The sequence below is a fragment of the Bacillus cereus group sp. RP29 genome (genome assembly GCF_040459765.1).
Classification (GTDB): Bacteria; Bacillota; Bacilli; order Bacillales; family Bacillaceae_G; genus Bacillus_A; species Bacillus_A paranthracis.
In genome coordinates, this window is record NZ_JARVHN010000001.1 from 60,345 (window position 1) to 84,521 (window position 24,177).

A 24,177-nucleotide genomic window follows, 5' to 3' on the forward strand; every position below is an offset into this window, starting at 1 on the left:
CATCCTCCGTATTTTTAATAAGTTGTTCAAATTTAATTAGTCACTTTTTTAGTTTGGTTGAATGTCCAAATTTTATTAAGGACAAAATTTATAACCATTCCGAAACCAATTGCGAAGATCTGTGCAATTAATGCATTAAAGGTAAGTTTATTTACTAATATAAATAAACATAATGTATTAAAAGCATATACAATTAAATTTACAGTTAGAAATTTAAAGAACATTGACGAGCCTTTATTATTAGGTTTAAATACCCAATTTTTATTCCAATAGTAGCTATTGGCAACACCAATTGAATAGGCAATGGTATTCGCAATAAGGTAGTTCATACCGAATTTTAATAATATCCAAAAGCTAATAATTGTAATGAGTGTATTAAAGATCCCTACTAAGCCAAACTTTAAGAGTTTTTCCATAATAATATCCTCATGTTTATAATAATATATAAGTAAAACAAAAAATATAGAAGTGTTATTCATATACAACAAATAAAAATTATACCATATTTTTAAGTTTCAAATGGAATTAATCATAAAAAAATTGCCCTCAAAATGTAAATTATAAGTAAAATTGAGGGCAATTACAAATATTTTGAAAGGTAGTTTCTTATTTTCTTTTTATGACAATTTCTTTTTCGATATTAGACTATAAAAAATATATATTCCGTAGCCTTGAATTATTGTAAAGCTAGGGATAATGAAGTATCGGTACCTTGTTTGGTATTCGATTAAGAAATGAATAGCTACGTAACCAATTATTAGTAATAAAAATAGAGTATAATGTGTTTTATTTTGTTTAGTTAGGATGAGATAAAGGAGTGATAATGTGCCAAATATCATAGCCGCAGTATACATATACTTTTCATATTTTGTAAGATCCTCTTTTAATGACACCATATCCTTATCTGTCTTTTCCAATGTTACTAGGCTCCATAATGGTGCGGAGTCATAATCTGCCCACATGAGTACAAATTTATCCCCAAATAAAGATAAAACTTTCTGTGGATCAGATAGTCGCTCTTGAATTAGTTTTTTTTGGGCCGCAGTTCGTTCTTCGCCAAGTTTAAGGGACATAATATATTCCGCATCTGCACCAGAATAGCTACCTTTTGTTTCATGATTAAATCCTAACGTGAATTTCCAAAGTGGATCACGATTAGAGAGAGGATATTGTGTAATTCCGGAATATATAAATGAGTAACTTACAATTTGATGTAAAAGGAAAAATACAATCAAAATGCCACTAAGTTTTTTTACAGAAGTAAAAATCTCTTTTCTTGATTTTCCTAATATACCTTGTAAAAAGACATATATAGTTATTGCAATTAAGATTATAGCACCAAGTGGACGCATGATGTCTCCTAAAGCTAGGATAGCCCCTATAAAAATCCACGTATATTTATTGCTTAGGCCTTTTGTAATTAATAAATAGAAGCCTAGATAAAATAAAAATACAGCAAGGTGTTGATTTGTTAGTACAGAACTCAATACAATACTTGGGATATAAAATGCATATAGTAATCCAGCTATTCGTCCAGACCATTCATTAAATATATAAGAAGTTATTTTATAAATTAGTAATGTTGTTCCTGTACAATAGATTATATTTAAAAATTTTAAGAGAAACGTTCCTTCGCCAAATAACTTAATAATAAAGGCTTGGTACATTGTAAAGCCAAGTTGGTAAACCCATGAAGTATAATAAGTATTTTGTGCGAAACTAAAGTCTCCTTTAGCAGCTTGTATAGCGCTATGGTACATCATTGAAAAGTCTGTTTCTACAGGAGTTTGAATATTGAGCATCCAAATTAATCGAATAGAAAAAGCCAAAATGATTAGTGAGATAGAAAATGTTAATTTTGACATATATTTATTAGAAATATAGCCAAAAAGTAAAAATACAAGACCTATTAGAATAAGGACTGGTATTAAAACTAAGAGGCTAGTCTCATCATGTTCTTTAATCACTGCTACCGAATGCCATGTGATAGCACCAGAAATGATTAGACATAGTAATAATAAAATTTTCACAAAAAACGTATTAAGTTTGAGAGAGAACGTACTTTCCATTATATTTCAAAACCCCTTATCAAAATTTATTAAGGATGTAACTTAACTGCCCTTTGTACGTTAAGTTACAGTATAAAGGGCAGGTTAGGTAATTAAGAGTTTTGTTGTGCCCATTCTTCTATGTTCCAAACCTTTGTAACCCAATCTTCATAAAAGTCCGGTTCGTGACATACAAGAAGAATTGTTCCTTTATATGCTTTCATAGCCTTCTTAAGTTCCGCTTTTGCTGTAACATCAAGATGGTTTGTCGGCTCATCAAATAGTAGCCAGTTACTTTCTTCACCCATTAGCTTACATAAACGAACCTTTGCTTGTTCTCCACCACTTAATTGACTTAATGGGCGAGAAATATGTTCATTTTTTAATCCACATTTTGCTAACATCGCACGAATTTGATGCTGGTCTAGGCCAGGGAATGTATTCCATACATCATCAATTGGTGTTATATTATCAGCTTTAACTTCTTGCTCAAAGTATGCTGGCTCTAAGAAGTCACCAAGACTTGTTTTACCACTTAAAGGTTTAATTTTACCTAAAATTGTTTTTAGTAACGTTGATTTACCAACACCATTACATCCAACGATAGCAATTTTTTCACCGCGTTCAATTGTCATTGATAGCTTTGGTAGTAGCGGATGTGTATATCCAATTTCTACATTTTCACCTTCAAAGACGAAGCGACTACTTGCACGACTTTCTTTAAATGAGAATTCAGGTTTAATTGCTGTTTCTGGGCGATCAATAAGTTCCATGCGATCAAGTTGTTTTTGACGACTCTTTGCACGACCTGTTGTTGAATAACGGGCTTTGTTCTTTGCAATGAAATCTTCTTGCTTTTTGATAAACTCGCGCTGCTTTTCATAAGCGTTTATATGTTGATTTTTATTGATTTCTGCTAGTTCTAGGAATTTTTCATATGTCGCTGTATAGCGTGTCATTTTTGTGAATTCTAGATGGAAAATAACATCAACACATTTGTTCATAAATTCCGTATCATGAGAAATTAATAAGAATGCATGTGGGTATTCTTTTAAATAATTTGTTAACCAATGAATATGTTCAACGTCTAAATAGTTAGTAGGTTCATCAAGTAATAACACTTCTGGTTGTTCAAGTAATAGCTTTGCAAGCAATACTTTTGTACGTTGTCCACCGCTTAGTGCTGAAACATCACGATCTAAACCAATTGCATCAATTCCAAGACCACGTGCAGCCTCTTCAATTTTCATATCTAGTAAATAGAAACCACCTGCTTCAAGTGCATCTTGTATTTCTGCCATTTGCTCAAGAAGTTCTTCTAGCTCTTCTGGTGTAGCAGTTCCCATTTTTTCTGTAACTTCATTTAAAGCTTTTTCCTTTTCGAATAACGGTAAAAATGCATCCGCTAGTACGTCACGAATTGTACGTCCAGGCGTTAAAACAGTATGCTGATCTAAGTAGCCGTAATGTGTGCCCGGTGTCCATTCTACACGACCTTGGTCATGAATAAGTTGACCAGTAATGATATTCATAAATGTTGATTTACCAACGCCGTTTGCACCAACTAATCCAACGTGTTCACCTGCTAGTAATCGCATAGATACATCTTTAAATAATGTACGATCGCCAAATGTATGTCCTAATTTTTCAACTGTTAATAAGCTCATAGTATCCTCCGTCCAACTTGAAATAGTACCTTGAATCATGATACTAAATTCTTTCATATAATGCCATCATTTCAAAATGTATATATTTTCAAAATAAGCTAATGTATGAATGTTTATTGCTCATTTCCCAAACTTTTATGGTCCAAATGCAGAAAACACACTTGTCCATCATACATTAAAAGGAATACTTGCAAATAAAATGTCTAGCTTTATTGGAGGTAAAAAGATTGTCCGTGAATATAGTTTTACACCAGATGGTGCAAAAGCAATAGTTGAATTAGCTTCACATGGCGAGGCCTATGGACAAAATTGGAACATATCAGGTTATGGTGACATTACAGGTGAGGAATTGATTTAACACATACGAGAATGAACGGGATATACCAAATGAGTAATAACTGTAAAGAGAGGAATAATCCAGTTCTTTGGTCTGTTTGATAAGCAGATCAATGAATTTGTGGAAATACTATATTTGACGGAAAAACCAGTTGTATTAAGTGGAGAGAAGTGCGAGAAATATATTGGGGTTGTACCTAGAACCTTTTATTATGAAGGGGAATTGTATATAAGTAAAAAAACAAGCTTCTATTTACAATTTAGAAGCTTGCCTTGTTATTGTTTATCTACCTAGCTTTTTATTTACAAACCCTAAAATTAATCCACGTATTTGTGGATCAATTGCAAGGCCAATAATGCCATACAATATACCAGTAAGTACTAAAGCTACTAGTGGTGGTAAGCTAATTAATACTGTGCGATATATTGCATAACTAATTATAAATGCTAGTGTATTGAATATTATTCCTTTGAATAGCAATGAAAATCCTTTACGAACGAATAATGAAAATCCGATTAATAATGTAATCTCAGTAAGGATAGCAGCTACAGCAGCTCCCATCATTCCAAATTGGCTACCTAATATGATGTAACTTATGATAGCAACAGCTAATCCAATTGCCATAGTTGTCGCACGTTTCCATTGTTGACCAGCTGTTGTTAAATTATCAGCAAGCGGATAGTTGATAGATTGTAAAATGACCATAAAGGCTAAAATTGCAAGTGCATTACCAGCTGGCGCATATTTTTCACCTAATAGAGTTACAATCCAAAAACTTGGATCGGCAATAAACGGGATAGAAATTCCCATCCCTAAGAAAGACATAAGCTTTAATTCGAATTGAGATAGCTTTCTATGTTCATCAATATTATTTTCGTTTCCAAAAGCAAACAATTTTGGATAAAAGGCTGCTGCAATTACACCAGGTATTTGGTAAAGTACAGCAGGTATTTTATAGGCGGCCCCAAAGAATCCAACTTGTGCTTTCGTTGAAACTTTTTCTAAGATAATAGGACCTAACTGCGGTAAAAGCATAATGATAACGCCATTGACTGTGAAAATAAGTAATTGATCTAAAATGCCTTTATTCCAACCCTTATGAATTGTTGTATAGCGGATTGTCATTATAAAGGCAATGACTCCTGTTATAAGGCTAGATATTCCATACATAGCAGCAACCATCATAAGTGACCATTTAAATGACATCCCTAGCAGAAGAGCGGCAGCGGCCGTCACACCTTGTAGTACAGAAATAATCGCTGTGAATTGCATACGCTCTGTTACTTGGAAATAGGCCATCCCAACCCCTTGTAAAGTAGCTCCAAACATGGTTGGTAGTACGACCCAATATACCATGGCACGTAAGTAAGCATCAGTGTAGAAGAACTGAGCGAAAATGGCGAAGAGCACAGAAATTACGATAGCTAATACTAAACGAATTCGTAAATAACTGCTTATTAATACGCTAATGTTAGCGTTGCTTCTTGTTCCTTCACGCATAAACGTATGTGTCAAACCTGCATCCGTAAAATAGCAAATGACAGCGGAAACTGCTAATGCAACTGTAAACATCCCGTACTCATCTGGTGAAACATATCTTGCAAAGAGAATTGTTGCAATAGCCAGTACAAAACGAACAGTAATGTTTCCTACAAAGAGGTAGGATGCGTTTTTTAGAATTTTATTTGTTTTCATGAGAAAAGACCTTTCTATTCTTTAGGACCCGGTTAGCTTGTCCTATTTGTAAATTTGATTTGTTCACAGAAAGAGAGAGTATAGTTATATTTTCAGTTTAAGAAAACAGAAATTTAATTCGTACAAACCAAAGCATTGCATATAGTTTTTTACTACGCTTTCCATTCTTTGAATAGATTTTACGGCAATATTTCTTGATATCTTTTTTGATTAATTGAACTTGTGATTTATCTAATTGAGAGTTTCCCTTAATATATATACAAGCGTTATTGATGACTGTATAAGGGAATAAATAAGTCTCAAGAACCTCAATAAGTGACTGAGGGTCTTTTGTAATGAAATCTTGAGACTTATTATGTACCCAGTCCTTCATACGATTGAATACTTCCAGCTCTTTTGCCGTTTTTAATTCATAATCTTTATATTTAGAAGAAAGATTTCCTTCTGATAAGATTCTGTAATATGTTAAATATTCATCGACATAACATACATTTGTCACACTCATAAGTTTAAATAAAAACTCCAAGTCTTCTCCCCAACTACATCCTGGTGTAAAACGAATGTTATGATCTATTACGATAGATTTTTTGAAAATCCAAGTACTTGTTTGAGCAACAACTTGATGTGTTAGGAATGCTTTTGTCATATCACCTTTAATAAAGTTTGTTGTATGTTCAACCTTCTCGCCTGTTTCTTCGTAGAAATTCATATAACCACAATAGCACGCGTCCATTTCGTTTTTATGCATACTTTCGACTTGCTTCTCAATTTTAGTTGGATGCCATAAGTCATCGCTATCAAGGAAAGCGACATATTCTCCGCTAGCATTTTCCATACCTGTATTACGGGCTACTGAAACGCCTTGGTTTTTTTGATGAACGTATTTTACTTGCCCTGGGTATTTTTCAGCAAGATTTTTTACGATAGAAGGTGACTGATCTTTACTCCCATCATCTACAATTACAATTTCGATGTTTTTATATGTTTGATCTAATATTGACTGCATCGTTTCTTCAATATATTTTTCCGTGTTATACAGAGGTATGACAACAGAAACAAGTTGTTTTTGTTCCATCATAGAATTTTTATCTCCTCAAGTTTTTTATGTCTTGCACCATATATACAAGCCTTTTGAAAGGAAGAAGATTACAAGAACATCTGTATAATTTTAACGCATATAAACTTTGTAAATCAACTTTCTATTAAAAAGGTGGTGACTTATGGTTAATTCTCGTATTTCAAACGGCTTTAATATGTTTATTGCATATAAATTCTTATTTATACTATTTTTACAGATTTTCCGAATAGGAAAGCCCACTACGGTGCGATAGTCCCCCCTTTAGGGGTGGGATGATAGTGAGGTCAAATGCGATGTATAGATAAAATACCGAAAGTATGTTCTGTGCATCGAGTATTTTAAATGGTATAAATTTCATAACAGACAAGTGAAAGTCTCTAAAACAATCTTGTTCTCTGAAAACAGAATACATATGAGGTTGGAGTAACAAATTCTTCTGCTCCGTAAAATGTATTGAGTCGTCAAGTACAAGACGCTAAAACACATTTGAGAATTCACAATCTGACGCGTTTGGTAATAGAACGAGTGCCGTATCTGCTAGATGCACTGGATATGGAGTGGTGATGGCACACCGCAATCTTGCACGTCAGCGATACTAGAAATAGACTTCGCCTTTGGTAGCAAGAATCCCACTGACGTTAGTCAGCTTGCGGCTTTAGCCGTGGGAGTGTCAATTAGTTAGTAAGTAGGATATATTTATCGTAACGATTGTGAAGGGGAATAAATTATTATTGAGAATAAAAAACCTCTTAATTTTTGAAATAAATTAAGAGGTTTTTTATATTGGTTTTGAACTATTAGGTTAATCTTTGTCTGGCTCAGTTGCATGTAATTTTTGCTTTAGTAACGCATAATCTTGCGTTAATGTTACAAGTTGATGATGTTGTTTAGAAATTTTTCTTGTTAGATCAAAAATTAAGATGAAACAGAATAATAATCCAAATAAAAATAAAATGGAAGGGGGATATTCTACTTTTAATAGTTTTCCAATCCAGTTTATAATTTTATCGGTAGAACTTAAAATAGCCATTGCAATACAAACAAAAATCCACAAAACAGCATATTTCGTTTCTAAAGTTCCGCGACGAATAGAATTAATAATTAATAATAATAATAATAAAATAAAGATGAATGAAAAGGTAATTATAGGCATTTATTATCAACCTTTCACGATTTTTTGCATCAATATAGCAAGACTTACCTTAATCATGTAATATGCAGATTTAAAAGGTGTGATAGAAGATTGTCCACCTTGTCGCTCTTGCATATTTACAGATATTTCATTAATGCGAAGTTTTTTCTTTTTTAAATGAATAAGAACTTCTGGTTCTGGATAATCTTTTGGATAATTGTGTGCAAAAATTGTAATTACTTCTCGATTGATAGCACGATATCCAGAAGTTGGATCCATAAATGTTTGTTTTGTTAGTACTTTCAATAGGGCAGTAAAATAAAAAATACCGATTCTTCTGGAAATACTACCTTTATATGCTGTTTTTTCTGTAAAACGTGACCCTAGTACCATATCGCATTCATCTTCAGCGATAGGCTTTATAATTTTATATAAATCATCTGGGTTATGTTGTCCATCAGCATCGAACTGAATCGCAATATCATATCCATTCTCATATGCGTATTTATATCCAGTTTGTACAGCTGAGCCAATACCTAGATTATACGGTAAATTCACAAGGTGAACAGGAAATTCTTTTACGATTTGAGCTGTTTTATCGTGTGATCCATCATTAATAACGCAAATGCTTAATCCAATAAAATGCTGTTTTAGTTTTAATAATCTTGTTAATGTATCTGCAATTGCCTCTTCCTCGTTATACGCTGGAATAATAATTAACGTTTTTGGTATTGAAATTGGTACTTCAATAGTCATTACCGCACCATCCCTTATATACTTAATCATATTATGGTTATTTTTAAACGAACTTTCTTTAATATACCATTAACAGTATAACAAAATAAAGGAAAAGCTGGTGCATGATTTAAGAGGACAGATTGAGAATAAAAGGATAAGGGGGAATATTTCGCATAAAAAATACATGCAAGGAAGAAAGAACCTATGCATGTATATGGAAGAGTATCGTATTAAATATTCCAAGGTTTATTTAAAGTTAAAACCTCAGCCATTTCTTTACTTTTTAAACGTCCTTTTTTTCTATTTTCCGCGCGTTCTGAACCGGTTGTGTGTAACCAATGTTCTTCTTCAGTTTCAGGAAGTACTTGTGGTACGGACGAAGGTTTTCCATCTTTTATTGCCACAAATGTAATGAAGCAAGTGGCAGCAATTCTACGCTCGCCTTCTAATAAATTTTCTGCGATTACTTTTACGAAAACTTCCATTGAAGATTTCCCTGTATAACATACAAATGCTTCATAACAAACAGAATCAGCTTGGTGAATTGGAGTTAAAAAATCAACTGAATCAATAGATGCTGTTACGCAATGTTTACGACTATGTCTTGCAGCCGCAATTGAAGCAATACTATCAATTTCTGCTAATAATTTCCCTCCAAAAAGTGTTTGGTGATTATTTAAATCGTTAGGAAAAACACGTGTTGTTTTAATTGCTTTAGATTCTCGCATGAATTTCTTTTCCATATATTCAGCCCCTATAGTCTGTTTTCAATCAGAATAATATGTGTAAGTGGATTACTCATATTAGATATTTAATAAAGTAAAGCGTATTCCAAAAGAGGATTATTTAAACTTCTGTATTTGTATTCATGTAACTGAAAGAAAATTTATTTTATCTAAAATGTAGTGTAAAAGAGGATTCGCTTACATTGCAAGCAAAAAGTAATGACTATGTATTTGTCATAGAAATTCCCTATCAGCCGTGTACCCATTCATGATAGAATCGTTTTGTTATGAATGGAAATAGAGGTGCAATGGACATATGAATCATATACAAACAAATTTTTCATCTTTCTTCAATAAAATTACGATTGGTGCGATGCTTGCATTTTTTGTTTATAGTTGTTGGACAGCATTTGAGACAAGTAAGCAATTTTTTGGGGGAAGTACAACAAGTGTAACAATCATATTGGCAATTTTCGTCATACTCATTTTGTTAGTGGCATCAATTTTACAATATCGTTTTACAGACAAACAATTTCTTATTTTTCTTATAAGTATATCTATAGTTGTGAGGCTTAGTATGCTGTTATTTGTAGACGCTCCAATAATTGGTGATATGAAAGTGATGTATGAGTCTGCAAAGGAGATTGCAATTGGTAATAATATAGGGACTGTAACTCATTTGCCGTTTATTATATATGAGTCAGTAATTATTCGCATATTTGGTGATACATTATTCGCTTTACAACTATTTAATGTGTTATTTTGCGCAGGAACTGCATTTTTTATTTATCGTATTGCGGCAATAGTTTTTGGAGAAGAATGCGGTCGTATTGCTTCCACATTTTATGCTCTGTATATTCCAAATATATTCATGAGTTCCGTATTAACTCCTGAGTCACTTGCAATATTTTTATTTTATTTTGCTTGCTACATACTTTTATATAAAGGATTAGATCATCCTTATATGTGGGTGTTTTCAGCGATTTTATTTGCATGTAGTAATATGATTTTCCCAATGGGATTATTTCTTCCTATTTTTATCACGATATATGTATTATTAATTGAAGTGTTTCAATCAGCAACGAAACAAAAAGTGTTACTAAAGATGATAGGGATACTTATTCTATTTTATAGTGCTCATTTTAGTGTGAATTATGGAATTAAGACAATGGGACTGTCACAATATACGATTACGAATGAGACGTATGTTCAATCTGTCTTAATTGGAAAAACGCAACATGAGGAAAGAGTATCGAAAAATCAAAGTGTAACAGAGCATATTGATCAAAAGTTAAAAGAGATTGAGGGAGAAAGATTTAAACTTTTAGAACCGATGATAAATCAGTTTTCAGATGAGGGAATAAATTCTATTCTTTTTAAATGTGAAAAACTGATATATATAGCCGTAACATTGTTTATGACTATAGCTCTATTACACTTCCTTATTAAGAAACAACAAAATGAGGGATATATGTTGTTCTTATTTTTAACTAGTGGCTACGTATTGTTAAAGCTCTTCCAAGTCGATATGGCATATTATAATCTTATTGTGCCAGCATTGTTTATTTTGCAAAGCTTTGGTGTTTATATGAGTTATGTGTATTGTCAAAAAATATTCTTTAGAAAATAAAAAGAATCCAATTTGGATTCTTTTTTTGATGGAAGATGAATACTAAGAGCTAGTAGAGATAAAGAATCTCTACTGACATAATCGCTCTATCGGTTCAGTTCTAGTTGTAAACTATCAGCTGTTAGAGCCATTTTTGAGGAATCATCTTGAATTCCTTTCATTACTTGTGAAATGGTTTCTAACTCATTTTCAATTTTTTTATTCTGTTCTTTTGAGTTAGACATGTCTTTTACGATTTCTTGGAAGTATTGATCCGTTGCAGACATACTATCAGTTCCTTCAGATACGAGAGAGCTAATTTGTTTCACAGAAGAAGAGACACGAACAATCTGTTCATTTGTTTTTTCAACGAGCTTTGTAACGTTAAATATAGATTCTTTCGTTTGCTCTGATAACTTTCTAATTTCTCCAGCTACAACAGAAAAGCCTTTGCCAAATTCCCCAGCACGCGCAGATTCAATTGCAGCATTTAGTGCGAGTAAATTTGTTTGCTCGGCAATTGATTTTACAATATCTATAATTTCGTTAATTTTGTTAGAAATATCGAGAAGTTCATGCGTATCTGTAATAATCGTTTCCATGTTCGTTTGAATGTATTCCATTCGTTTATTTTGCTCATTTAATTGTTCTTTACCTTTATTTGCTTTTTCTTCTGATGTTGTAGCTAATGACGTACCTGTTTTAGCAATTTCTACAATCGTTTCAGATCTAGCGGTTAACTGCTGAATAGAAGCACTTGTTTTTTCAGATACAGATGCTAGTTCTGTTGCAATGTGCGTAATGGTCATAGCTGTTATTTCTTTTTCTTTTTCAAGTTCTTTTTGCATTCTTTCATATTCAGATTCATAAGCCGCAATAACGAGTTCTTGTTCAAGAGTAAGTAATTTGTTTATTACGTTTATGGAATAAGAAAAATCGTCAATTGTTGTAATTTTCGTTTTTAAAATCTTCATGATAGAGCGGAATAATTCTTGATAAGCGGCAGTATACCATTTTCTATGTAACCCGATTTGTACATGTCTTTTTGCAATTCTAACACGTTGTTCAATAAAGTCTTCATGCATATCTCCGCTAAATAATTCTTTTATATGTGTTTTTAAAGTTTGCTTTAGTTTTGGAATAGAGCTATAACGTTCGATAATCGTAATTAAATTAGGCTGTTTTGTAATATTGGAATAGAATTTTTCAGTAATCCAATCAATTTCTTCATAAATAAAGGGCTGTAGTACCTTTACGATTTGTAAATCTTCTTTTGAAATATGTAGCATATCCATTTGAATTTTCAGTTCAGAATTAGTAGGAACGTTAAAAGTGATTTGTTGATTCTTACTTAATTCAAGTATACTGACGTTTGTTTTATTGTTATGTTTTTTAAAAACCCCAAGCATCGTTCTTCCCCCCTGTTTGTAAAGCGTTTTCATTTTTGGTTCTAATATAATTATATATTTTTATATACAATTACTCTATGTTAGTGTGTAGAATAGTATATAAATTAAGAGAATTCCATATAGAATTCTCTTAATGACCTTTATTAATTTTAGCATGTGTTTTAAAGAAAACTGGGAAATGTACATTATATATGACAGTGACAACACGAATAATGAATGTTACTAGTAAACAAACATAGAAAGCCAATACGTGTGCCCCCATTGCATATGTGATTAGGAAACTAATTGCCCCTAAAATAGAAGCGATGGCGTAAATTTCTTTTCGGAATACGTAGGGGATATCTTGAGCGCAAATGTCACGCAAAATACCGCCTCCAATACCTGTAATGACTCCCATTGAAACAACTAAAAATGAGGCGTCAACATGATGTGACATTGCCGCATTTGCACCAATAGCTGTAAAAACGCCTAAGCCAACAGCATCAGAAAGCATAATAACAACTTGAAGTTTATTGATACGCTCAAAAAACATACAAGTAAATAATGCTGATAATACGCTTACGAAAAAGTAAATGGGTTTAACAAATGCGACGGGAGGCAGGTTACCGATCATAATATCACGAATAATACCGCCGCCGAGCGCAGTAGCTACAGCTAAACAAAGGACACCGAATAAATCTAAATCTTTTTTTAAACCAACTAATGTACCAGAAATGGCAGCGGCGATAATGCCAAGAAACGTAAATATATCGATTAATAACATGGCCTTAATCCCTTCCTCTTAAAGATGTTCCAGAGAAAAAATATACACTAAAGTATTGGAAATAACAATTACTTTTCGCTACATGTAGAAAAACGGATAAAATACATAAAGAAAGCGTTTGAAAATGTTTGGAAAATAGCTATAAAGTAATTTGAAAAAGATATGAAAAGATTAATTTTACATTTTTTGACGCTACCCATTTGGTAAAATGTTACAATGTTAGGTATGCTATTTACATCTGTATAAAATGATAAAAAAATATGTATATACTGACAAAAATAAGGGGATGGTTGTTAGATAGCTTTTGTAAAATAGGGAGTATAGCGAAAGGACAGTAATTTCTATTACTGATTAATACTTGTCCGTGCTAGTTTTAGCCGGAAAAATAGTTCTCGATTTGAATATGAGTTATGTTATAATTGCTAGGTGTGTTTGAATGATAAAAAATTATGATTAAAAGATAATGTTAAGATTTTGTATGGAGGTCTTGGAATGTTAGCAAATCAAGCTAGGGTTAGATTTGAGCGTTTTTTGCTCTTTTTTATTATTTTACAGCCTGTTTTAGATTTATTAACGTCTCTTAGCATCACTTTATTAAAGTCAAGTGCTACCGTTGGAATTTTAGTAAGATTCCTTATTATGGCTGTTGGTGGTATTTACATTTTAATTCAGGCAAAAGAGAAGGAAAATAGAAAGTTTTTAATTTATCTTATATTATTAGCCGGAGTTTTAGGGGTAGGATTTATTAATAATAAACTAGTTAAGGATCCTATTGTACTTAGTGAAGAAGTTAAATTCGTTGCGAAAGCATTATATATATATATCATGCTGGGATCATACATTTTAGCTTTAAAATCATTGAAAAAGAAAGTTAATATTAGTGATAAGGTTCGAAATAGTATTGTATATGCTACATTAATCATTAACGCAATTATGGTTATTTCTATTTCAACATCTACTGATTTTGGTAGTTATGAATGGATGAAGGTAGGTTCTCGAGGTTGGTTCTATGCAGGGAATGAACTAGGTTCAATCTTAGCTATTATTTTCCCTATTGTGGTACTATATTCTATTCAAAAAACAAAGAGCTGGAAACACGTTTTATATTGGATTCCATCGCTTTTAATGATTTACTCATTAATTCAGGTCGGTACGAAAGTAGGAATGGGCTCAATTGGTGCTACGTTAGCGGCAGCAATCGGAATCATTGTACTACAATTATTATTTGATAGAAAAAATCCGAACAAAAAATCTCTTGCGTTTAATGCAGTAATTGCTATTGTCCTATTAGCTGGTGTAGTTGGAACGTTTAAACAAACGCCATTAGCACAAAATATGGGTATTCACAATAACTATTTATCAGAGCAAAATGTGGCACAGCAAGGTCAAAAGGAAAAAGAAATTAAAGAAAAGCTGAAAAAAGAGCAAGAACTTAAAGCAAAAGAAGAAAAGCATCATAAAGTTGAAAAGCCAGAAGAAAAGGCGAAGATAGAAGAGGAAGTTAAGAAAGAGCTTGAGAAAGAGCAAAAGAAAGAAAATCAAGAAAATCTTATTTTCAGCGGACGTCAAGTATATGAAGAAAGACATAAGCAGTTCTTTAAAGAAGCGCCAATGTCACAAAAGTTATTAGGAATGGGTTATGCAGGTAATTTTAAATATAATGAACAAAAGCAGCCAGATCCAAAGCTAATTGAAATGGACTTCCATGATTGGTTTTATGACTTTGGGATTATTGGTTTTGCATTACTAATGATTCCATTTATTTATTACGGCTTAAGAATCCTACTAGTATTTATTACAAGGTTTAAAGAGATATTTAATATAAAATATGGAATGATTGCAGCAAGCTTATTGTTAGCATTAGGTATTGCCTATATTGCAGGACATATTTTAACAGCACCAGGAGTTGGGATCTACTTTGTAGTGGTGTTAGCTTATCTAATTGTAGACTTAGAAATTGAATGATTAAAATAAAAGCTAACTTTTGTTAGCTTTTATTTTTTAGTACAGTAAAATAAAGATAGATGGAAATGTGGCGAGGATTTAAAGGAGGAAAAAATATGAGGATATTGCATATGAATGCAGGAGCAGAAGATGGGGGAGGGAAAACACATATTATTTCACTTCTCGATCAGTTTCCAACTGGTGAAGTAGAATTAGCGGTATTTGAAGATGGAATTGTTGCGAAAGAAGCAAGAGAGTTAGGGATAAAAGTCCATGTGTTTTCACAAAAATCCCGCTATGATTTATCTATTTTAAAGAATATAAGCGAATTCATTAATAATGAAAAATTTGATATAGTTCATACGCATGGTCCTAGGGCTAATTTCTATGTTTCTTTAATGAAAAAGAGAATAACGGCAAAATGGGTAACGACTATTCATAGTGATCCATTTGAAGACTTTACTAAACAAGGCTTAAAAGGTTGGATTTTTACGAAATTGAATTTGAAAGCCTTAAAAAATATAGATTTATTTTTTGTTGTAACAAATAGATTAAAGAAAAGTTTAGCTGCTTTAGGTATTTCTAATGAAAAGATGCATGTTATTTATAATGGAATTGAATACGATAAGGAAAAAGCAGAAGGTTATAATAAAAAAGAAATGTTCAATATTGATGAAGATGTATTTACGGCAATCCAAGTAGCACGATTGCATCCTGTGAAAGGACATGAAGTTCTATTTGATGCGTTACAACGAACAAAATTAGAGAAAATTAAAGTATTGTTAGTTGGCGATGGCCCGTTAGAAGAAAATCTAAAGTCATTGGCTATTGAAAAAGGGATTAATAATAAAGTCGAGTTTTTAGGGCATCGTCAAGATGTAAAACAATTATTTGCGTCGTCACATGTGAATTTATTAACCTCCCATAGTGAAGGGTTCCCACTAGTTTTATTAGAAGCGGCAAATCAACGCGTACCATCAATTGTGACTAGGGCTGGAGAGATTGAACCATTAATTGTAGATGAAACGTATGGATGGATTGTGCCAACAGATGATGGAAGGGCATTAGCATTAGCTTTAGAAGAAGCGTATGATAAGTGGAAAACTGGAGAATTAGCAGCAATGGGGAAACATATTTATGAGCATGCTATTATGAACTTCTCACTTCAAAAACTATATGAAGATACAAAGGAAACATATAAGCAATTAATAGCGAAAAACTTGTAATGATAGAGAGGATAGTTAACTATGGCAGTACAAACAGTTGATATTCTAGGCGTTCCTTTTTCTACAATGACAATGGATGAAACGGTCCAATATTTAAAAGAACAACTAGAAGTGGAGCGAACACATACTTTTCAGGTAGTAACAGCAAATCCTGAAATTGTTATGTGTGCAAAAAAGGATGAAGCATTCCATCAAACATTATTAAATGCAGATTTAATTACACCTGATGGTATTGGAGTCGTAAAAGCAAGTGGTATGTTAGGTACACCTGTAAAGGAACGTGTAGCAGGTTTTGATTTAATGTGTAATTTACTTGCGGCGTTATCAGAAGACAATAAACCAGTATCAGTTTTCTTATTAGGTGCAAAACCGCATGTTGTACAAGCTGCAGCAGATCATTTAACGAAGACGTATTCAGCTGTATCTATTGTGGGTATACAAGATGGGTATTTTAAACAAGAAGAAGAAGAGAATATTGTTTCTCGTATTCAAAAGGCAAAACCAGACCTATTGCTTGTTGCACTTGGCTTCCCGAGACAAGAGAACTTTATCCAAACGAATAAGCATCGTTTAGAAACGAAAATGGCCGTTGGAGTAGGCGGAAGTTTAGATGTATGGGCTGGAGAGGTAAAACGTGCACCAAAATGGATTCAAGCGATCCATTTAGAGTGGTTTTATAGATTGTGTAGCAATCCAACGCGTTGGCGTCGTCAGTTAGTATTAGCGGAATTTTTAAAAGAAGTCATGCGTTCAAAAAAGTAGCGTTCTATCGCTACTTTTTTATTTGTCCATTTTTAATAAAGTGCGTTTTTATTCATCTACTACCGATTGCGGACACTCACTAATCGGGTGTTTAATGGCCATGGTTTTTTTATCTATCGCTCTTTGCTTCAGCTGAATTTTGAGGTGAGGGGTCTTACTGCTCTCAAATAGTCGGATAAGTATTTTACTTTTTGGGAATGATGAAGGAGAATTTTTTACACGAAAGTATTTTACTTATACAATTCACACATGTAAAATGATGTGTAAAGACAGCTGTGTAAGGAGGACTTCTTGTGGGCAAGGTGAAAGAAATTTCGAAGCGAAAGCTACTTGGTATAGCGGGGCTTGGATGGTTATTTGATGCAATGGATGTTGGAATGCTTTCATTTGTAATGGTAGCGCTGCAAAAAGATTGGGGATTAAGTACCCAAGAAATGGGCTGGATAGGCAGTATTAATTCAATTGGTATGGCGGTCGGGGCGCTCGTTTTTGGAATACTATCAGATAAAATAGGGCGGAAATCAGTCTTTATTATTACATTATTATTATTTTCTATCGGTAGTGGTTTAACGGCTTTAACGACGACACTTGCTATGTTCCTTGTTTTACGATTTTTAATTGGTATGGGGCTTGGTGGAGAACTTCCAGTTGCTTCTACATTAGTATCGGAGAGTGTTGAAGCACATGAACGTGGCAAAATAGTTGTGCTATTAGAAAGTTTTTGGGCAGGTGGATGGCTAATCGCAGCTCTTATCTCGTATTTTGTTATACCGAAATATGGTTGGGAAGTTGCGATGATATTGAGTGCGGTTCCGGCACTATATGCTTTATATTTAAGATGGAATTTACCGGATTCTCCAAGATTCCAAAAGGTTGAAAAAAGGCCATCCGTTATCGAAAATATAAAGTCAGTTTGGTCTGGAGAATATCGTAAGGCAACAATTATGTTATGGATTTTATGGTTTTCTGTTGTCTTCTCCTATTATGGCATGTTCCTTTGGTTACCTAGTGTAATGGTATTAAAAGGATTTAGTTTAATAAAAAGTTTCCAATACGTACTTATTATGACGTTAGCTCAATTACCAGGTTATTTCACAGCTGCTTGGTTTATTGAACGTCTTGGTCGTAAGTTTGTTTTAGTTACGTATTTAATTGGTACAGCTTGCAGTGCTTACTTATTTGGAGTGGCAGAGTCATTAACGGTATTAATCGTAGCGGGCATGTTACTATCATTCTTTAATTTAGGTGCTTGGGGTGCATTATATGCTTATACACCTGAACAATACCCAACAGTTATTCGTGGTACAGGTGCAGGGATGGCGGCAGCATTCGGTCGTATTGGTGGTATTCTTGGACCGCTATTAGTAGGATATTTAGTTGCTTTACAGGCTTCACTATCACTAATATTTACGATTTTCTGTGGATCAATTTTAATAGGCGTATTTGCTGTAATTATACTTGGGCAAGAAACGAAACAACGAGAATTAGTATAAGGTAAAACTTTAATCGGTAAGTGATCTCAATTATTGGTCCGTACCAATTATGTTTTAGAGTAGTAAAAATAAGAGCCCATGTTTTCTCATTCAGTGGGTTTTACTGCCTACAAATAACGGAAAAAAGGGCAGGGGGAACCATGATGGTTCCCTTTTTTCTGTTTTTTTAGATAAATAATGGTATAGTAAGAAAAAGGGAATGTTCCTTATAAAAGCGAATGTATACAACAGGACATACGGACAAAAGAATTAGGTGGTTGAAGAAATGAAAATTTTACTGATCATGGAAGATGCAGAAGAGCGAAGAAGTTTAGTTGAAAAATTTACTGAAAATATAAGGAATGTAGAATGTTTTGAAGCAAATACAGGAACAGAATCATTATTTATGATGAAGAAGCATACACCAGATTTTGTTTTTTTAAATTCAAAATTACTAGATGGAACGGGTTTTGAATATGCGAGTTTATTACGGGAAGTAAATTGTTATACGAAATTTATTTTTATGGGTGAAGATATAGAAGAGTCCATTACAGCATTTCGTTTTCAAGCAGTTTATTATTTACTACGCCCATTTCGCGAGGAAGATTTGCAATTCCTTTTATATAGAATGGCTAAAGAGCAAGGTGAGAAAGCAAAGAGCTATTTGCGTAAACTACCGATAGAAGGTCAAGAGGGGATTCGGTATATTTTCCCTGAAGATATTGTATATGTAAGCAAAAATAAGGAAAACAAAACAGTTTCAATTTATACAACAAATAATCAGTATATTTCAACATATACACTCCAGGAGCTAGAAAATAAGCTAAATGCATATGATTTTTTACGTGTGCATAAAAGTTATTTAATTAATATGTCATATGTACAAGAGTTAAAGCCTTACTATAATGGCACATATAATCTGTATTTAGATAAATATGATGAGCAACCGATTCCAGTAAGTCGTAATTATGTGAAACGACTTCGAAATAAAATTGAATTATAGTAGATAGTGCGAATTTTTTAACATGATAAACTAAAAATCCTTCATGATAGGGAGGATTCAAGTTAAATATTCAGAAAATTTAGTACAATCCCACTAAGAAATAGTATTGGGGGGATTGTATGTGAGAACATTGAAGTCGATTTTACTTTGGGGAGTTATTGCAGCAGTAGGAGCCGGGGCTTTTGGTGTAATAGCTTTATCACAAGGTGAAACTATTAATGCTGTATGGCTCTTAGTAGCTGCGGTATGTGTGTATGCAGTTGCTTATCGCTTTTATAGTAGATTTATAGCGAGAAAGGTATTCGGTTTAGATAATAATCGACAAACGCCAGCTCATACATTAAATGATGGAAAAGATTATGTTCCGACAAATAAATGGGTATTATTTGGGCATCATTTTGCAGCAATCGCTGGGGCTGGTCCTTTAGTAGGACCGATTTTGGCGGCACAAATGGGATATTTGCCAGGGACAATATGGATTATTGTAGGGGTAGTTGTCGCTGGAGCTGTGCAAGATTTTGTCATTTTATTTGCTTCGATGAGACGTAATGGTAAATCTCTCGGTGAAATGATTAAAGATGAGATTGGTCCTGTTACAGGACTTATTGCAATGATTGGTATTTTAGGCATTATGATTATTTTATTAGCAGTATTAGCATTAGTAGTAGTAAAGGCGCTTGTCGGAAGCCCTTGGGGAATGTTTACGATAGCAGCAACGATTCCTATTGCTATTTTAATGGGAGTATATATGCGCTACATTAGGCCTGGACGGGTTGGTGAAGGGTCAGTAATTGGAATTATCCTACTTATACTGTCTCTTATTGGAGGGCAGTATGTAGCGGAAAATCCAGCGCTTGCAAGCATGTTCACGTTTAGCGGAGAAACAATTGCTATAATGCTTATTGTATATGGATTTATCGCATCGGCATTACCAGTTTGGATGCTTTTAGCACCACGTGATTATTTAAGTACATTTTTAAAAGTCGGAACAATTGTAGGATTAGCAATCGGTATTTTAATTGTAGCACCAGATTTACAAATGCCAGCAGTTTCGAAATTTATTGATGGAACTGGTCCTGTGTTCTCTGGAAATTTATTCCCGTTCTTATTTATTACTATTGCTTGTGGTGCAGTGTCTGGATTCCATGCTCTTGTTTCATCAGGTACGACGCCGAAGATGATTGAGCAAGAGGGACACGCACAGCCAATCGGTTATGGAGCAATGTTAATGGAGTCGTTTGTAGCAGCCATGGCGATGATTGCAGCTTGTGTATTAACACCGGGAACGTACTTTGCAATTAATAGTCCTGCAGCACTTATCGGTACAGATGTCTCGCAGGCAGCTCAAGTTATTTCCTCATGGGGATTTGCTATTACACCAAATGAACTAAAAGATCTCGCTGTAAACGTTGGAGAGCAAACGATTTTATCACGTACAGGTGGTGCACCAACGTTAGCGATAGGTATGGCATATATTTTCTCAAAAGTAATAGGTGGAACGGCCATGATGGCATTTTGGTACCATTTTGCGATTCTCTTTGAAGCGTTATTCATTTTAACAACGATTGATGCTGGAACGCGCGTAGGTCGATTTATGATTCAAGATATTTTAGGGCATGTATATAAGCCATTTGGGAAAACGGATTCTACATTAGCGAATGTAATAGCTACAACGTTATGTGTGTTAGGATGGGGTTATTTCTTATATCAAGGGGTAGTTGATCCGCTTGGTGGAATTAATACATTATGGCCACTTTTCGGTATTGCAAATCAAATGTTAGCAGGTATTGCGTTATTACTTGGAACGACAATTTTGTTCAAAATGGGAAAAAAGGCATATGTTTGGGTGACGCTTATTCCAACTGTCGGATTGCTTATTGTAACGATGACGGCGGGTTATCAAAAGCTATTTCATGAAAACCCTAAAATAGGATTTCTATCCCACGCAAAGGTGTTTCAAGGAGCATTAGATGAGGGGAAAGTGTTAGCGCCAGCTAAAAATGTGGCTCAAATGAAGCAAATTATTTTCAATGATTATATTGATGCAGCACTTTGTGGAATTTTTATGATCGTTGTAATCGCTGTATTAATTTCTGCAATTCGAATTTGGATTCAAGTATTAAGAAATAAGCCGATGCCGCTAAAAGAGGCACCATATATCCCTAAAGATGAAAGTGAGTCGAGGAACTATGCTTAAAAGACTACGGCAAGTATGGGGACAAAGGAAACACTTTATTAGCTTACTTGTTGGGGTACCAAGCTATGAAACATATGTAGAGCATATGAAAAAGCATCATCCAGAAGAAGAAGTTGTATGTCAAAAACAATTTTTTGCAGAAGCGCAAGAAGCTAGATTTAATGCAAAGGGTGGAAAGATATCGCGCTGTTGTTAGTGAAAAGGACGAATTTTCGTCCTTTTTATTTTTTGCTGTTTCACGTGGAACAGCAAAAAATAAATAAAAATCTTTGGGAATTATAGGGATTTCGTATACAATAAAATAAGGAAAGGGATAGATAGAAAAGTAGGGAGATTATTTTATGTTAAGGGACTTATTTGTAAACACAACCATTATTCTTTCCTTTATTTTTATTGGAGGTCAGCTTTTAAGAGATAAACCGTTAGAAGAAGGGTTTTCTTTTTGGCAGAAATGTGTAGTAGGTATTCTTACTGGAATATTAAGTGTACTGTTGATGTACTTTGGCGTACATATTGGGGATATTATGTTAGATCTACGCTATTTAGCTGTTATTTTGGCAATTATAATTGGAGGTCCGATAGCTAGTAGTATAACAGTTACGATTATTTTAATTACCCGATTATTTTTAACCGAGTACTCTTTAGCCTCTGAATTGGCTTGTTATACTATTGTATTGATAGGTATTGGGGTTACTTTCATTTGGCGGATGAAAGTTTCTATGTTTACAAGATGGATCTGGTTTAATGTATATAGTTTATTTATTTTAGCGGTGCCACTTTCTATGCTGTTTAAGGATATGTCTATAGTAGCATTATATTTAGCTTGTAGTAGTGTTGCAGCATATATCACATTTATAAGCGCGAATTATGTATTGCAATCCAATGAGTTATTTCAAAAGATGAAGCAATATGCAACGATAGATGCATTGACAGGGTTAGGAAACGTAAGGCAGTTTGATTTAGAAATGAATCATCATATTGGTAATAAGCGCATGAAAAATGATTCACTTTGTTTACTACTTATAGATATTGATCATTTTAAGTCTGTAAACGATACGTACGGGCATCCTGCAGGAGATGAAGTATTAAAACAAATAGGGCGTATTTTACGAGAAGTTTCAACGTTTCCAGATTTGGCTTTTCGAAAGGGTGGAGAGGAGTTCGCGCTTCTTATACCACAGAAGGGATTAGCTTACGGAATGCGTATGGGGGAACAAGTTCGCGCAGCTGTTGAAAAACATTCATTCCAATTGTTAGATGGAACAAAAATAAAAATTACAGTTTCAGTAGGAATTTCAGTATATGAACAATCACCAGAGCAATTTATTCAAGCTGCTGATGATGCATTATATTACTCCAAAAGAAATGGTAGAAATCAGGTCAGTTCTGCATCTTAAAGATAAGATGACCAGAAGAGCTTATAAATAAAAACACCCACAGAGAGGGAAAATACACACTCTGTGGGTGTTTTTATTTATAGGTTAGACAAGCTCTTTTGATACAACGAATTTACGATATGCACCGTGATGTGTTGGGCCTACGTATTCGTTGATCTTGAATGAATAACGGATAGCAGCTGTGATAAATTCTTTAGCAGTTTTTACTGCTTCTTTCACAGGTTTTCCTTTTGCAAGTTCTGCTGTAATTGCAGCAGAATATGTGCAACCTGCGCCGTGTGTATTTGTCGTATCAATTTTTTCTGATTCTAGAATGTCGAATGTCTTTCCGTCATATAGGACGTCGATTGCAGTTTCCGTACCAAGCTTGCTACCGCCTTTAATTAGGACATATTTCGCACCTAAAGCATGGATTTTTTTCGCTGCTTCTTTCATGTCTTCAAGAGAATTAATCTTTACGCCACTTAATTGGTAAGCTTCAAATAAGTTTGGTGTGACAACTAATGCCTTTGGAACAAGAACGTCACGTAAGCAATCATTCGTTTCAGGATGTAATGCTTCATCAGCACCTTTACATACCATAACAGGGTCAACTACTACATTTTTGAAATTATGTTTTTCGATTGTTTCAGCAACCATTTCAATAATTTCTACCGATCCAAGCATACCTGTTTTTAAAGCATCTACGCCAACGCCCTCAATTGTCGTTTCTAATTGTGGTTTTAATGTAGAAGCTGGGATTGGGAATACGTTATGTGCCCAACCGTTATGTGGATCCATCGTTACGATTGTCGTAAGAGATGTCATTCCGTACACACCAAGTTCTTGGAATGTTTTTAAATCTGCTTGTATACCAGCACCGCCACTTGTGTCAGAACCAGCGATAGTAAGTGCTTTATTTAATGTCATTATGAAAAGCCCCCTCAGGTGATATAATGAAAACTATGTTTTCACCATTATATCAATGTTACGAAT

The 24,177-nt window shown here is 33.8% G+C and carries 20 protein-coding genes and 2 pseudogenes; 10 read left to right on the forward strand and 12 right to left on the reverse strand.

The annotated features are described in order from the left end of the window. Nucleotides 1–32 precede the first annotated feature (32 nt). From QCI47_RS00310 to QCI47_RS00320, 3 genes are all read right to left on the reverse strand, one after another. A complete protein-coding gene (locus QCI47_RS00310; RefSeq protein ID WP_000413286.1) occupies nt 33–416 on the reverse strand; it encodes a GtrA family protein in 384 nt (127 codons plus the stop codon). Between the two features lie 201 nt (nt 417–617). Further along, a complete protein-coding gene (locus QCI47_RS00315) occupies nt 618–2,069 on the reverse strand; it encodes an ArnT family glycosyltransferase (protein ID WP_061131916.1) in 1,452 nt (483 codons plus the stop codon). Between the two features lie 92 nt (nt 2,070–2,161). After that, nucleotides 2,162–3,715 carry an ABC-F family ATP-binding cassette domain-containing protein gene (locus tag QCI47_RS00320; protein WP_061131963.1) on the reverse strand — a complete coding sequence of 518 codons (1,554 nt, stop codon included), beginning with the start codon at nt 3,713–3,715 and terminating at the stop codon, nt 2,162–2,164. Nucleotides 3,716–3,824: 109 nt separating this feature from the next. Here QCI47_RS00320 and QCI47_RS00325 point away from each other — a divergent pair. Then, nucleotides 3,825–4,346 (forward strand): annotated as a pseudogene (locus tag QCI47_RS00325) (Rossmann-fold NAD(P)-binding domain-containing protein); the annotation flags it as partial. Here the strand turns inward: QCI47_RS00325 and QCI47_RS00330 are convergent. The 5 genes from QCI47_RS00330 to QCI47_RS00350 form a co-directional block, all read right to left on the reverse strand. Continuing rightward, the gene (locus QCI47_RS00330; RefSeq protein ID WP_000856141.1) at nt 4,335–5,747 is read right to left on the reverse strand and encodes an oligosaccharide flippase family protein; all 1,413 of its coding nucleotides are present in this window, start codon (nt 5,745–5,747) and stop codon (nt 4,335–4,337) included. The pseudogene QCI47_RS00325 and the gene QCI47_RS00330 overlap by 12 nt on opposite strands. A gap of 97 nt (nt 5,748–5,844) precedes the next feature. Next, complete coding sequence (locus tag QCI47_RS00335; RefSeq protein ID WP_061131913.1) at nt 5,845–6,825, reverse strand: glycosyltransferase family 2 protein; 981 nt, start codon at nt 6,823–6,825, stop codon at nt 5,845–5,847. 802 nt (nt 6,826–7,627) lie between these two features. Continuing rightward, the gene (locus QCI47_RS00340) at nt 7,628–7,978 is read right to left on the reverse strand and encodes a DUF2304 domain-containing protein (RefSeq protein WP_001121772.1); all 351 of its coding nucleotides are present in this window, start codon (nt 7,976–7,978) and stop codon (nt 7,628–7,630) included. Nucleotides 7,979–7,984: 6 nt separating this feature from the next. Next, nucleotides 7,985–8,713 carry a glycosyltransferase family 2 protein gene (locus QCI47_RS00345; RefSeq protein WP_061131912.1) on the reverse strand — a complete coding sequence of 243 codons (729 nt, stop codon included), beginning with the start codon at nt 8,711–8,713 and terminating at the stop codon, nt 7,985–7,987. A 212-nt stretch (nt 8,714–8,925) separates the two neighbouring features. Further along, on the reverse strand, nt 8,926–9,438 hold the full coding sequence (locus QCI47_RS00350; RefSeq protein ID WP_061131911.1) for an acyl-CoA thioesterase: 513 nt from the start codon (nt 9,436–9,438) through the stop codon (nt 8,926–8,928). A gap of 298 nt (nt 9,439–9,736) precedes the next feature. Between QCI47_RS00350 and QCI47_RS00355 the strand changes: the two genes are divergently transcribed. After that, nucleotides 9,737–11,050 (forward strand): ArnT family glycosyltransferase, encoded by a 1,314-nt coding sequence (locus tag QCI47_RS00355; protein ID WP_061185281.1) that lies wholly within the window; start codon nt 9,737–9,739, stop codon nt 11,048–11,050. Between the two features lie 86 nt (nt 11,051–11,136). Here the strand turns inward: QCI47_RS00355 and QCI47_RS30220 are convergent, their stop codons facing one another. The 3 genes and pseudogenes from QCI47_RS30220 to QCI47_RS00365 form a co-directional block, all read right to left on the reverse strand. Further along, on the reverse strand, nt 11,137–11,877 hold the full coding sequence (locus QCI47_RS30220) for a methyl-accepting chemotaxis protein (RefSeq protein WP_370529982.1): 741 nt from the start codon (nt 11,875–11,877) through the stop codon (nt 11,137–11,139). Between the two features lie 63 nt (nt 11,878–11,940). Continuing rightward, nucleotides 11,941–12,471 (reverse strand): annotated as a pseudogene (locus QCI47_RS30225) (protoglobin family protein); the annotation flags it as partial. Between the two features lie 97 nt (nt 12,472–12,568). After that, nucleotides 12,569–13,201, reverse strand: a complete 633-nt coding sequence (locus QCI47_RS00365) for a trimeric intracellular cation channel family protein (RefSeq protein ID WP_000924376.1) — start codon at nt 13,199–13,201, stop codon at nt 12,569–12,571. A 492-nt stretch (nt 13,202–13,693) separates the two neighbouring features. On the opposite strand from QCI47_RS00365, the gene QCI47_RS00370 reads away from it, so the two are divergent. The 8 genes from QCI47_RS00370 (at nt 13,694) to QCI47_RS00405 (ending at nt 23,202) form a co-directional block, all read left to right on the forward strand. After that, on the forward strand, nt 13,694–15,166 hold the full coding sequence (locus tag QCI47_RS00370; RefSeq protein ID WP_061131908.1) for an O-antigen ligase family protein: 1,473 nt from the start codon (nt 13,694–13,696) through the stop codon (nt 15,164–15,166). 95 nt (nt 15,167–15,261) lie between these two features. Continuing rightward, nucleotides 15,262–16,371, forward strand: a complete 1,110-nt coding sequence (locus tag QCI47_RS00375) for a glycosyltransferase family 4 protein (protein ID WP_061131907.1) — start codon at nt 15,262–15,264, stop codon at nt 16,369–16,371. Nucleotides 16,372–16,392: 21 nt separating this feature from the next. Further along, on the forward strand, nt 16,393–17,133 hold the full coding sequence (locus tag QCI47_RS00380; protein ID WP_000290759.1) for a WecB/TagA/CpsF family glycosyltransferase: 741 nt from the start codon (nt 16,393–16,395) through the stop codon (nt 17,131–17,133). A 293-nt stretch (nt 17,134–17,426) separates the two neighbouring features. Then, complete coding sequence (locus QCI47_RS00385) at nt 17,427–18,626, forward strand: MFS transporter (protein WP_000521096.1); 1,200 nt, start codon at nt 17,427–17,429, stop codon at nt 18,624–18,626. Nucleotides 18,627–18,891: 265 nt separating this feature from the next. Then, nucleotides 18,892–19,608, forward strand: a complete 717-nt coding sequence (locus QCI47_RS00390) for a LytR/AlgR family response regulator transcription factor (RefSeq protein WP_000698252.1) — start codon at nt 18,892–18,894, stop codon at nt 19,606–19,608. A gap of 121 nt (nt 19,609–19,729) precedes the next feature. Then, a complete protein-coding gene (gene cstA, locus QCI47_RS00395; protein WP_001259567.1) occupies nt 19,730–21,805 on the forward strand; it encodes a carbon starvation protein CstA in 2,076 nt (691 codons plus the stop codon). Then, a complete protein-coding gene (locus tag QCI47_RS00400; protein WP_000919824.1) occupies nt 21,798–22,001 on the forward strand; it encodes a YbdD/YjiX family protein in 204 nt (67 codons plus the stop codon). The genes cstA and QCI47_RS00400 overlap by 8 nt, the downstream gene beginning before the upstream one ends. Nucleotides 22,002–22,146: 145 nt before the next feature. After that, the gene (locus QCI47_RS00405; protein ID WP_309422500.1) at nt 22,147–23,202 is read left to right on the forward strand and encodes a GGDEF domain-containing protein; all 1,056 of its coding nucleotides are present in this window, start codon (nt 22,147–22,149) and stop codon (nt 23,200–23,202) included. Nucleotides 23,203–23,286: 84 nt separating this feature from the next. On the opposite strand, the gene pdxK is transcribed toward QCI47_RS00405, so the two are convergent. Further along, a complete protein-coding gene (gene pdxK / locus QCI47_RS00410; protein WP_061131905.1) occupies nt 23,287–24,111 on the reverse strand; it encodes a pyridoxine/pyridoxal/pyridoxamine kinase in 825 nt (274 codons plus the stop codon). Nucleotides 24,112–24,177 lie beyond the last annotated feature (66 nt).